The following is a 12,201-nucleotide window of genomic DNA, read 5'->3' on the forward strand; positions in this document are numbered from 1 at the left end:
GGGCCACCGAGATCACGTGTTCGCCGTGATGCCTTGAATGCTCTTCAACTCGCCCATCAGCATCGAACTGACCCGCACCGGGTAGTCGTCCAGCGCGTACATCCGCTGCCCCTGCTTGCCCATCAGCTTCAGGTGCGCCGGGGTGTCACCCTTGTGCGCCAGCAGGGTCGACTTCAGCTCGCTGACCACCGACTGGTCGAGCTTCTCCGCGGCGACCAGCAGCACCAGCGGCGGTTCCTCGTCCCCGATCGCGGCGTCGGACAGGTCCAGCGGCACCAGCCCGCCGCCGAACACCGACATCTTCTCCTCGCGCCAGTTGACCCGGCCCTTGACCAGCACCGCGTTGTCCTCGACCAGGTCCGCCGCGAAGATCGCGTAGGACTTCGGGAAGAACAGCACCTCCAGCGAGGCGTCCATGTCCTCCACCGTGCAGATCGCCCAGGGCTCGCCCTTCTTGTTGACCCGCCGCTCCAGCGACGTGATCAGCCCGGACACCACGATCTCGCCTTCCTTCGGCGGATCGGCCAGGATCGCCGCGATCGGCTTCTTCGCGTGCTTGCGCAGGATCCGCTCGGCCCCATCCAGCGGGTGCGCCGAAACGTAGAGGCCCAGCATCTCGCGCTCGTAGGAGAGCAGCTGCTTGCGCGGGTACTCCTCGTCGCTGAACTTCAGGTGCGCCAGCGGGGACGAAGCAGCCGCGGCGGCGGCGTCATCGGGTTCGTCACCCATCGGCCCGAACAGGTCGAACTGGCCCATCGCCTGCTGGCGCTTGAGCGGCACGACCGCTTCCACGGCCTCCTCGTGTGCCTGGACCATGGACAGCCGCGTGTTGCCCATGGAGTCGAAGGCCCCGGCCTTGATCAGCGACTCGATCACCCGCTTGTTGCAGGCCACCAGCTCCGACTTGTCCAGGAAGTCGGTGAACGAGGTGTACTTGCCCTTCTCCTCGCGGGTCTTGATGATCGACTCGACCACGTTCGCGCCGACGTTGCGGACCGCGCCCATGCCGAAGCGGATGTCGTCCCCGACGGCCGCGAACCGCTGGGCCGACTCGTTGACGTCCGGCGGCAGCACCTTGATCCCGAGGCGGCGGCACTCGGACAGGTAGATGGCCGACTTGTCCTTGTTGTCGCCGACCGAGGTCAGCAGCGCGGCCATGTACTCCGCGGTGTAGTTGGCCTTGAGGTACGCGGTCCAGTACGAGATCAGGCCGTAGGCGGCCGCGTGGCTCTTGTTGAACGCGTAGCCGGCGAACGGGAGGATCGTGTCCCAGAGCGCCTTGATCGCCTCGTCGGAGAAGCCGCCGGGCACCAGGTCGCTGGCCTTCATCCCGGCTTCGAAGCCCTCGAACTCCTTCTCGAGGACTTCCTGCTTCTTCTTGCCCATCGCGCGGCGGAGCACGTCCGCGCGGCCCATCGAGTAACCGGCCACCTTCTGGCCGATGTGCATGATCTGCTCCTGGTAGACGATCAGGCCGTAGGTGTCGGCCAGGATCTCCTTCAGGGGCTCGTCCAGCTCGGGGTGGATCGGCTTGACGTTCTGCCGCCCGTTCTTGCGGTCGGCGTAGTCGTTGTGCGCGTTCATGCCCATCGGGCCGGGGCGGTACAGCGCGCCGACCGCGACGATGTCGTCGAACCGCGTGGGCTGCATGCGGCGCAGCAGGTCACGCATCGGCCCGCCGTCCAGCTGGAACACGCCGAGCGTGTCACCGCGGGCGAGCAGCTTGTAGGTCTCCGGATCGTCGACGCCCAGGGTGTCGAGATCGATGTCGACCCCGCGGTTGGCCTTGATGTTGTCGATCGCGTCGCCGATGACGGTCAGGTTGCGCAGGCCGAGGAAGTCCATCTTCAGCAGGCCGATGGCCTCGCACGACGGGTAGTCCCAGCCGGTGATGATGGAGCCGTCGTCGCGCTGCCACAACGGGATCGCGTTGGTCAGCGGCTCGCTCGACATGATCACCGCGCAGGCGTGCACACCGGCGTTGCGGATCAGCCCTTCGAGGCCGCGCGCGGTCTCGAAGATGGTGGCGACCTCGGAGTCGGTCTCGATCAGCGAGCGCACCTCGGCGGCTTCGCCGTAGCGCTCGTGCTTGGGGTCGACGATGCCCGAGAGCGGGATGTCCTTGGCCATGATCGGCGGCGGCAGGGCCTTGGAGATCTTGTCCGCGATCGCGTAGCCGGGCTGTCCGTAGTGGACTCGTGCGGCGTCCTTGATCGCCGCCTTGGTCTTAATGGTGCCGAAGGTGATCACCTGGGCAACCTTGTCCACGCCGTACTTGTCGGTGGCGTAGCGGATCATCTCACCGCGGCGGCGGTCGTCGAAGTCGATGTCGATGTCGGGCATCGAGACGCGCTCGGGGTTGAGGAACCGCTCGAACAGCAGCTTCTGCGGGATCGGGTCCAGGTTGGTGATACCGAGCACGTAGGCGACCAGCGAACCGGCGGCCGAACCACGGCCCGGGCCGACGCGGATGCCGACGCGGCGGGCGTAGTTGATCAGGTCGGCGACGATCAGGAAGTAGGCGGGGAAGCCCTTGCCGATGATGACGTCCAGCTCGACCTCGAGGCGCTCCTGGTAGCCCTCGGGCGCGCCGTTGGGGAAACGCCACTTGAGGCCGCGCTGGACCTCCTCGCGCAGCCAGGCGCCCTGGTCGTAGCCCTCGGGCACCTCGAAGAACGGGAGGCGGTCCTTGTGCGCGTAGACCTCTTCGTAGGACTGGACGCGTTCGGCGATCATCAACGTCGAGTCCGCCGCGCCCGGGACCTCGGTGTCCCAGTACTCCCGCATCTCCGCCGCGGACTTCAGGTAGTAACCATCACCATCGAACTTGAACCGGTTCGGGTCATTCAGCGTCTTACCCGCCTGCACACACAGCAACGCACTGTGCGTATCCGCCTGATCCCGCGTCACATAATGCGAATCGTTCGTCGCCAGCGGCCGGATCCCCAGCTGCCTGCCGATCTCCAGCAGCCCCTCCCGCACCGACCGCTCGATCGGCAACCCGTGATCCATCAACTCCAGGAAGAAGTTGTCCGGCCCGAAAATGTCCTTGTAGTCCGACGCCGCCTGGATCGCCTCGGCCTTCTGCCCCAGCCGCAACCGCGTCTGCACCTCACCCGACGGGCACCCCGTCGTGGCGATGATCCCCTCGTGATGCTCCGAGATCAGCTCCCGATCCATCCGCGGCTTCCGGTAATACCCCTCCAGGCTCGCCAGCGACGACAACCGGAACAGGTTCCGCAACCCCGCCGCGTTCTCCGCCAGCATCGTCATGTGCGTGTAGGCGCCCCCACCCGAGACGTCCCCACCCTCACCGAACTCATCCGCGCCACGCTGGTTGGACTGCCCCCAGAACACCGGCTTCTTGTGGAACCGCGACTCCGGCGCCACATACGCCTCGATCCCGATGATCGGCGTGATCCCGGCCTTGCGGGCCTGCTGGTAGAACTCGTCCGCCCCGTACATGTTGCCGTGGTCGGTCATCCCCACCGCCGGCATCCCCAACCGCGACGCCTCCGCGAACAACGGCGCGATCTTCGCCGCACCGTCCAGCATCGAGTACTCGGTGTGCACATGCAGGTGGACAAAAGAGTCCTTGGACACCAGCAAAAACCTCCCCTGAACACCAACCGGCCGCGCCCGTCACCCGGGGGATCCACCCTATGCCAACCCAAGATCGTCAGCATCAGCGGCACGCCGCTCAGCCGAACCCCTCAGGTAAGCCGCACCCCTCGGCTCAAGCCCCCTTCAGCTCGGCGCAGCCGACCGCTGGAACTCCCTAGTGACCCAGCTCACCCGCGCGGCACACCAAGATCCACCCCGCGCCGCCCACCCCGCAGCTCAACGCGGAATTCCCGGCCCCGCAAGCCAAACCCGCCGGTATGCACCCGCCGTCCGGTCCGCTTGACAACGCCGAGCGCGCGACCGCACCATCACCCCTCGTGAACCTGTCAGACAGCCAGACAGTCGGACATACCGCCCGGCGGATGACCGCGATGGAGGCGGTGCTCGCCGGGCTCCGCGGCGCCATCGAGCGCGGAGACTACGCCGTCGGCGGCAAGCTGCCGTCGGAGGCCGCGCTGTCGGCGGAGTTCGAGGTCAGCCGCTCGGTGGTGCGCGAGGCGCTGCGCGCGCTGCAGGCACTCGGGCTGACCGTATCCCGCCCGGGCAAGGGCACCTTCGTCGCGGCCGCGGGCCCGGTGGAGAACCCGGTCTTCGGCGACTACTCGGCCCGCGACCTGTTCGAGGTCCGCAGGCACGTGGAGATCCCGGTCGCCGGGTACGCGGCCCTGCGCCGCGGCCAGGACGACCTCGACCTGCTCGAGCACCTGCTCGACAAGATGGGCGCCGAAACCGACAACACCGGCTGGGTGGCGCTGGACAGCCTGTTCCACATCACCATCGCCCAGGCCTCGGGCAACCCGGCCTTCGGCAAGGTCATCGAGGAGATCCGCGACGCGCTCTCCCGCCAGTCGAGCTTCCTCAACCAGCTCGGCGACCGCCAGGCCGAGTCCAACGCCGAGCACGCCGAAATCGTGCGCGCCATCGCCGACGGGGCCGAAGCGGCCGCCGTCGAAGCGATGACCCGGCACCTCGACAACGTCGAGCGAACCCTCGAAACCATCGTGCGCAAAGACGCGCACCGACCCTCGGAGCACCCGTGACGGACCAGATCCTGCAGCCGGCCAAGGCGACGGCCGAACCGGTCGACGCCGGGGACGCCGGCTACAGCAAGGCGCTCAAGCCGCGGCACATCAGCATGATCGCCATCGGCGGCGCCATCGGCACCGGCCTGTTCCTCGGCGCCGGCGGCAGGCTCGCCTCGGCGGGGCCCGCGCTCGCGGTCGCCTACGCCATCTGCGGCCTCTTCGCCTTCTTCGTGGTGCGCGCGCTCGGCGAGCTGATCCTGCACCGCCCGTCCTCCGGCGCGTTCGTCTCCTACGCGCGTGAGTTCATGGGCGAGAAGGGCGCCTACGTCGCCGGGTGGATGTACTTCCTCAACTGGGCCACCACCGGCATCGCGGACATCACCGCGATCGCGCTGTACGCCCACTTCTGGAGCTTCTTCACGCCGATCCCGCAGTGGGTGCTGGCGCTGGTCGCGCTGGCCATCGTGCTGGTGCTGAACCTGGTCTCGGTGAAGCTGTTCGGCGAGCTGGAGTTCTGGTTCGCCATCATCAAGGTGGCCGCGCTGGTCATCTTCATGGGCATCGGCATCTTCCTGCTGGTCACCGGCGACCCGATCAACGGCACCACGCCGAGCGTCGGCCTGCTCGGCAGCGAGGGCGGTTTCCTGCCGAACGGCCTGCTCCCGCTGGTGCTGGTGATCCAGGGCATCGTGTTCGCCTACGCCTCGGTCGAGCTGGTCGGCGTCACCGCCGGGGAGACCGCCGAACCGGCGAAGATCATGCCGAAGGCGATCAACTCGATCATGTGGCGGATCGGTGTCTTCTACGTCGGCTCGGTGGTGCTGCTGGCGATGCTGATGCCGTGGAGTTCCTACACCAAGGGCGAAAGCCCGTTCGTCACCGTGCTGTCGAACATCGGCATCCCCGCCGCGGGTGACGTGATGAACCTGGTGGTGCTGACCGCGGCGATGTCGAGCCTGAACTCCGGGCTGTACTCCACCGGCCGCATCCTGCGCTCGATGGCGGTGGCCGGTTCGGCGCCGAAGTTCACCGGCGTGATGAACCGCAACCACGTGCCCTACGGCGGCATCCTGCTCACCGCGGCGATCTGCGTGCTGGGCGTCGGCCTGAACTACGTGGTGCCCGCGGACGCCTTCGAGATCGTGCTGAACTTCGCCGCCATCGGCATCCTGTCCACCTGGGGCATCATCATGCTGTCGCACCTGCTGTTCTGGCGGAAGGCGAAGGCCGGGCTGGCGCAGCGGCCGTCGTTCCGGCTGCCCGGCTCCCCGGTCACCGAGATCGTCACCCTGGTCTTCCTGGCCAGCGTGGTGGTGCTGATGTGGTTCGACGAGCTGGGCAGGCTGACCCTGCTGTCGCTGCCCGCGATCGTGCTGGCGCTGGTGGTCGGCTGGTTCGTCGTCCGCAAGCGGGTGGACACCACGAAGGCACTGGGCGAGGGCAGGCCGTGATCGACCACGTTCCACTGCTCCACGTCCTGCGCGACGGGATGGTCGAGAGCGTCCACTTCGGCTCCGTCGTGGTGCTCGGCCCGGACGGCGAGGTGCGCTTCGCCACCGGTGACGTGAAGTCGCCCGGCTACCCGCGCTCGGCGGCGAAACCGCTGCAGGCGGTGGCGATGACCCGGCTCGGCCTCGACCTGCCGGACGACCTCCGCGCGCTGGTCGCGGCCAGCCACTCCGGCGAGGACTTCCACCTCGCCGGGGTCCGCCGCATCCTGGGCGACGCCGGGTGCACCCGGGCCGATCTCCGCAACCCGGTGGACCTGCCGTACGACCCGGTGGTCCGGGACGCCTGGCTGACCGCCGGGCGCCCGGCCAGCAAGCTCTCGCACAACTGCTCCGGCAAGCACGCGGCGATGCTGGCGGTCAGCCGCGACCACGGCTGGTCCACAAAGGACTACCTGCGGCCGGATCACCCGCTGCAGCGCGAGATCGCGAACGTGGTCACCGAGCTGTCCGGCGAGGAGATCGCGAAGGTGGCCGCCGACGGCTGCGGTGCCCCGCTGTTCTCGATCTCCCTGCTCGGGCTGACCAGGGCGATCGGGCGCATCGCGGCAGCCGACCCGGACACCGCCGAGGGCACCGTGGCGCACGCGATCCGGCGGCACCCGGAGATGGTGGCCGGGACCCGGCGTGACGTGACCAGGCTGATGCGGTCGGTGCCCGGCCTGATCGCGAAAGACGGATTCGAAGGCGTGCAGGTCGCCGCGCTGCCGGACGGCTCCGCGCTCGGCATCAAGATCGCCGACGGCGGCGACCGCGCCCGGCTGCCGGTCACCCTGGCCGCGCTGGGCGTGCTCGGCGTGGAGACCGGTCTGGACCAGGACCCGTCGATGCGCGTGACCGGGGAACTGGCGCTGGCCCCGGTCGGCTGATTTCCGAGGTTTGGCCTGCCCCCCGTCCGGGTAACCCTGACAGCTCGCGCGTTCGTTCGAGGAGCTGAGGAGCCCGGCGGTGAGTTCGGCGGACCACACGTTGCCGCGGTTCGACCTGCCCGTTTTCGCCGAGGAGCCGGTGAGCCCGGCGCTGGTGGGCGGGCGGTACCGCCTGCTGTCGAAGACGGGTGCGGGCAGCAGTGCCGTGGTGTACCGGGCGCTGGACCTGCGGACCGAGCGGGACGTGGCGGTGAAGCTGTTCCACGCCGGGGTCGCCGGCCAGGATTTCCTGCGCCGGGAGCGGGAGTTCCGGGTGCTGGCCGAGTTGCGGCACCCCGGCCTGGTCGAGTTCCGCGAGTCGGGCTTCGACCTGGACCGGGCGTATCTGGTGATGCAGCTGGTCGAGGGCCCGACGCTGGCGGGCCGCATCCTGTACGGCCGGTTGACGGCGGCAGAAACGGCACGCCTCGGCGCAGCCGTCGCCGACGCGCTCGCGTACGTGCATTCCCGCGGGATCACCCACCGCGACCTGAAACCGGCGAACATCCTCCTCGCCGGCGACTGCCCCCTGCTCACCGACTTCGGCCTGGCGCACCGGCTGGGCAGTACCGACCTGACCGCCAGCGGCGCGGTCGTCGGCACGGCCGCGTACATGGCCCCGGAGCAGGTGCGGGGCGGTGAGGTCGGCCCGCCGGCGGACGTCTACGCGCTGGGCCTGATCCTGCTGGAATGCCTTACGGGGTATCGCGAATACCCGGGCACGATGGTCGAATCCGCCCTGGCAAGGCTGACGAGGTCGCCGGAAATCCCGGACACGGTCCCGCCCGCGCTGAGGGACCTCCTGAGCCGCATGACCGACAAGCACCCGACCGCCCGTCCGACGGCCACCCAGCTGGCCCTCGAACTGGAAACAGTCGCCCAGACGGTGCTCCAGCCGGAACCCGCACCCCCACTCCCGGCCGCCTTGCCACGGGCACCGCTCAACACGCCGCTGGCAGCTCACCAGCCTGCACCGCCGGTTGATGAGCCACGGCACCCACCAATTTGCGAGCCATGGCAACCGCCGGTTAGCGACTCGCCGGAACCGCCGGTTAGCGACTCGCAGGAACAACCACCCGCTAGCGAGCCGCAGGAACTACCGGTTGGCGAGCCGCGGAAACGGCGTAGGAAGTTGCTGCTGTCCGCTGCGCTCCCGGCGGTCGCAGCGGTGGCCGCCGGTGCCTTCGCGCTGGTGAACATCGATTCCCCAGGCATCCCGGCCACTCAGGCCCCGCAGCATCCGCCCACGCCACCGACCGCGACCGCGCCAGTTGTCCCCGCCGCGACCGCGACCCTCTCCCCCGCCACCGGCGGCGAACCCCGGGGACAGTCGCAGCCCGGGAGCGGGGACACCACCCAGCCCCAGCCGACCGGCAACCGCGACGAGAACAGCAACCAGAACACCCCCGCGAACAACCCCGAGAACATCACCGACAACAACGGCAAGCCGAAGAACCAGCCACCGAAAAAGCCACGAAACAACAACTAGCCCCGCGGACACAGGCAGCGCACCACACCAACCGCCGCCCGGCGCAAAGGACCCCTGAACACAAAAAAGAGTGTGGCCTCGAACCCAACCCGGGATTCGAGGCCACACTCTTTATCATTAAGTTAAGTTCGGCGGCGTCCTACTCTCCCACACCCCTTCGAGTGCAGTACCATCGGCGCTGGCAGGCTTAGCTTCCGGGTTCGGAATGGGACCGGGCGTTTCCCCGCCGCTATAACCACCGAAACACTACGAAACAACACACACGTGTCATACGTTTCCGGTGTGGTGTCTCAGACACCGTAGAGTGGATGCGAAGCACCTTTGTAGCAAGTCCTCGGCCTATTAGTACCAGTCAACTCCACACATTACTGCGCTTCCATTTCTGGCCTATCAACCCAATCGTCTCTTGGGGGCCTTAACCCACAAAGGGGTGGGATACCTCATCTAGGAACAGGCTTCCCGCTTAGATGCCTTCAGCGGTTATCCCTTCCGAACGTAGCCAACCAGCCATGCCACTGGCGTGACAACTGGCATACCAGAGGTTCGTCCGTCCCGGTCCTCTCGTACTAGGGACAGCCTTCCGCAAGTATCCTACGCGCGCGGCGGATAGGGACCGAACTGTCTCACGACGTTCTAAACCCAGCTCGCGTGCCGCTTTAATGGGCGAACAGCCCAACCCTTGGGACCTACTCCGGCCCCAGGATGCGACGAGCCGACATCGAGGTGCCAAACCATGCCGTCGATATGGACTCTTGGGCAAGATCAGCCTGTTATCCCCGGGGTACCTTTTATCCGTTGAGCGACACCCCTTCCACCAGGAGGTGCCGGATCACTAGTCCCGACTTTCGTCCCTGCTCGACCCGTCAGTCTCACAGTCAAGCTCCCTTGTGCACTTACACTCAACACCTGATTGCCAACCAGGCTGAGGGAACCTTTGGGCGCCTCCGTTACCCTTTAGGAGGCAACCGCCCCAGTTAAACTACCCATCAGGCACTGTCCCTCACCCAGATCATGGGCGTAGGTTCAGATTCCCAATCCGGCCAGAGTGGTATTTCAACAACGACTCCACCCCCACTAGCGTGAAGGCTTCACAGTCTCCCACCTATCCTACACAAACCGAACCGAAAACCAATACCAAACTATAGTAAAGGTCCCGGGGTCTTTCCGTCCTGCCGCGCGTAACGAGCATCTTTACTCGTAATGCAATTTCGCCGGGCCTGTGGTTGAGACAGCCGGAAAGTCGTTACGCCATTCGTGCAGGTCGGAACTTACCCGACAAGGAATTTCGCTACCTTAGGATGGTTATAGTTACCACCGCCGTTTACTGGCGCTTAAATTCTCAGCTTCACCCCCCGAAAGGAGTTAACCGGTCCTCTTAACGTTCCAGCACCGGGCAGGCGTCAGTCCGTATACATCGAATTACTTCTTCGCACGGACCTGTGTTTTTAGTAAACAGTCGCTTTCCGCTGGTCTCTGCGGCCACCCACCCCTAGCCCGCAAGGGACTTCAAGGTGTTTGGCCCCCCTTCTCCCGAAGTTACGGGGGCATTTTGCCGAGTTCCTTAACCACAGTTCACCCGATCGCCTTAGTATTCTCTACCTGACCACCTGTGTTGGTTTGGGGTACGGGCCGTGCACGCACTCGCTAGAGGCTTTTCTCGGCAGCATAGGATCACTCTACTTCACCTCAATCGGCTACGCATCACGTCTCAGCCTATGTGAGCGGCGGATTTACCTACCACTCGGCCTACACGCTTACACCAGTACTACCATTCACTGGCGGAGCTACCTTCCTGCGTCACCCCATCACTTGACTACTACAGAATCAGGCCCCACGCTCCACAACAAGCCTTCGTCCGAAGACTCCAGCCTGCGCTTCGGGTGGTTAGTATCAACTGCCTCATCAGGGACGCACATGCTCGGGTACGGGAATATCAACCCGTTGTCCATCGACTACGCCTGTCGGCCTCGCCTTAGGTCCCGACTTACCCTGGGCGGATTAGCCTGGCCCAGGAACCCTTGGTCATCCGGCGGCAGAGTTTCTCACTCTGCATTCGCTACTCATGCCTGCATTCTCACTCCCACACCCTCCACCGCTGGTTCACACCGCGGCTTCCCTGGATGCAGGACGCTCCCCTACCCATCCACACCACTAGACACAAGTCCCGAAAGACTCGAGCCGATGTAATGTGTGAATGACACAGCTTCGGCGGTGTGCTTAAGCCCCGCTACATTGTCGGCGCAGGACCACTTGACCAGTGAGCTATTACGCACTCTTTCAAGGATGGCTGCTTCTAAGCCAACCTCCTGGTTGTCTGGGCAATCCCACATCCTTTCCCACTGAGCACACACTTAGGGGCCTTAGCTGGTGTTCTGGGCTGTTTCCCTCTCGACGACGAAGCTTATCCCCCGCCGTCTCACTGCCGCACTCTCACCCACCCGTATTCGGAGTTTGGTTGACTTCGGTAACCCGGTAAGGCCCCTAGGCCATCCAGTAGCTCTACCCCGGATGGGAAACATACGACGCTGCACCTAAATGCATTTCGGGGAGAACCAGCTATCACGGAGTTTGATTGGCCTTTCACCCCTACCCACAGCTCATCCCCTCAGTTTTCAACCTAAGTGGGTTCGGGCCTCCACACCGTCTTACCGGCGCTTCACCCTGGCCATGGGTAGATCACTCCGCTTCGGGTCTAGACCACGCGACTCAAACGCCCTATTCAGACTCGCTTTCGCTACGGCTACCCCACACGGGTTAACCTCGCCACGCAGCACTAACTCGCAGGCTCATTCTTCAAAAGGCACGCCATCACCCCGAAAGGCTCTGACGGCTTGTAAGCACACGGTTTCAGGTACTCTTTCACTCCCCTCCCGGGGTACTTTTCATCTTTCCCTCACGGTACTAGTCCGCTATCGGTCACCAGGAAGTATTTAGGCTTACCGGGTGGTCCCGGCAGATTCACAGCAAATTCCACGAGCTCGCTGCTACTCGGGAACACCATCACACAACACCAACACAGTTTTCGCGTACGGGACTCTCACCCACTCCGGTCCACCATCCCAGGTGATTCCACTAACCATGCAGCATCATGCCAGAAATGTCAGTTTCTGGAAGACAGGTCCCACAACACCGCACACACAACGCCTGACAGCTTGACATGCGCACGGTTTAGCCTCATCCGCTTTCGCTCGCCACTACTCACGGAATCACGGTTGTTTTCTCTTCCTACGGGTACTGAGATGTTTCACTTCCCCGCGTTCCCTCCACACCGTCTATATATTCAACGGCGGGTAACACCACATAACTGGTGCTGGGTTTCCCCATTCGGACACCCTCGGATCTCAGCTCGGTTGACAGCTCCCCGAGGCTTATCGCAGCCTCCCACGTCCTTCATCGGCTCCTGATGCCTAGACATCCACCATGTGCTCTTAACAACTTGACCACAAAGATGCTCGCATCCACTCTACAGTTCTCAAACACCACACCAGAAACAACACCAGCGTGCTGCCTCAGGACCCAACAGCGTGCCAGCAAACAACCCACTCACCAAGCGCCGACTCCACGTTCCACGACCGCGAACGATCAGTACTAACAGAGCCCGCTCTCACCAAGCAGACCATAACCAGTAGTTCCACAATTCCTTGAGC

The 12,201-nt window shown here is 64.9% G+C and carries 5 protein-coding genes and 2 rRNA genes; 4 read left to right on the forward strand and 3 right to left on the reverse strand.

Translation table 11 applies throughout. From position 1 onward, the window contains the following. Nucleotides 1–12: 12 nt before the first annotated feature. Nucleotides 13–3,603 (reverse strand): DNA polymerase III subunit alpha, encoded by a 3,591-nt coding sequence (gene dnaE, locus A4R43_RS18100; protein WP_113697697.1) that lies wholly within the window; start codon nt 3,601–3,603, stop codon nt 13–15. Between the two features lie 392 nt (nt 3,604–3,995). Here dnaE and A4R43_RS18105 point away from each other — a divergent pair, with 392 nt between their 5' ends. The 4 genes from A4R43_RS18105 (at nt 3,996) to A4R43_RS18120 (ending at nt 8,554) form a co-directional block, all read left to right on the forward strand. After that, complete coding sequence (locus A4R43_RS18105; RefSeq protein WP_113693412.1) at nt 3,996–4,664, forward strand: FadR/GntR family transcriptional regulator; 669 nt, start codon at nt 3,996–3,998, stop codon at nt 4,662–4,664. Next, a complete protein-coding gene (locus tag A4R43_RS18110; protein ID WP_113693413.1) occupies nt 4,661–6,100 on the forward strand; it encodes an amino acid permease in 1,440 nt (479 codons plus the stop codon). The genes A4R43_RS18105 and A4R43_RS18110 overlap by 4 nt, the downstream gene beginning before the upstream one ends. Before the next feature lie 38 nt (nt 6,101–6,138). Further along, nucleotides 6,139–7,026 carry an asparaginase gene (locus tag A4R43_RS18115; protein ID WP_113697698.1) on the forward strand — a complete coding sequence of 296 codons (888 nt, stop codon included), beginning with the start codon at nt 6,139–6,141 and terminating at the stop codon, nt 7,024–7,026. A 79-nt stretch (nt 7,027–7,105) separates the two neighbouring features. Continuing rightward, the gene (locus A4R43_RS18120) at nt 7,106–8,554 is read left to right on the forward strand and encodes a serine/threonine-protein kinase (protein ID WP_236809103.1); all 1,449 of its coding nucleotides are present in this window, start codon (nt 7,106–7,108) and stop codon (nt 8,552–8,554) included. A 126-nt stretch (nt 8,555–8,680) separates the two neighbouring features. Here A4R43_RS18120 and rrf read toward each other — a convergent pair. Further along, a 5S ribosomal RNA gene (gene rrf / locus A4R43_RS18125) occupies nt 8,681–8,797 on the reverse strand. Nucleotides 8,798–8,876: 79 nt separating this feature from the next. After that, nucleotides 8,877–11,996 (reverse strand): 23S ribosomal RNA (locus A4R43_RS18130). Between the last annotated feature and the right edge of the window lie 205 nt (nt 11,997–12,201).

Origin of the sequence: Amycolatopsis albispora, assembly GCF_003312875.1 — a bacterium.
In the GTDB taxonomy this organism is placed as follows: Bacteria; Actinomycetota; Actinomycetes; order Mycobacteriales; family Pseudonocardiaceae; genus Amycolatopsis; species Amycolatopsis albispora.

Bases quoted from the DNA above. Each gene is read 5' to 3' on its own strand.
- A4R43_RS18115 (WP_113697698.1), top strand. From the start codon at position 6,139: ATGGTCGAGAGCGTCCACTTCGGCTCCGTCGTGGTGCTCGGCCCGGAC.
- A4R43_RS18105 (WP_113693412.1), top strand. From the start codon at position 3,996: ATGGAGGCGGTGCTCGCCGGGCTCCGCGGCGCCATCGAGCGCGGAGAC.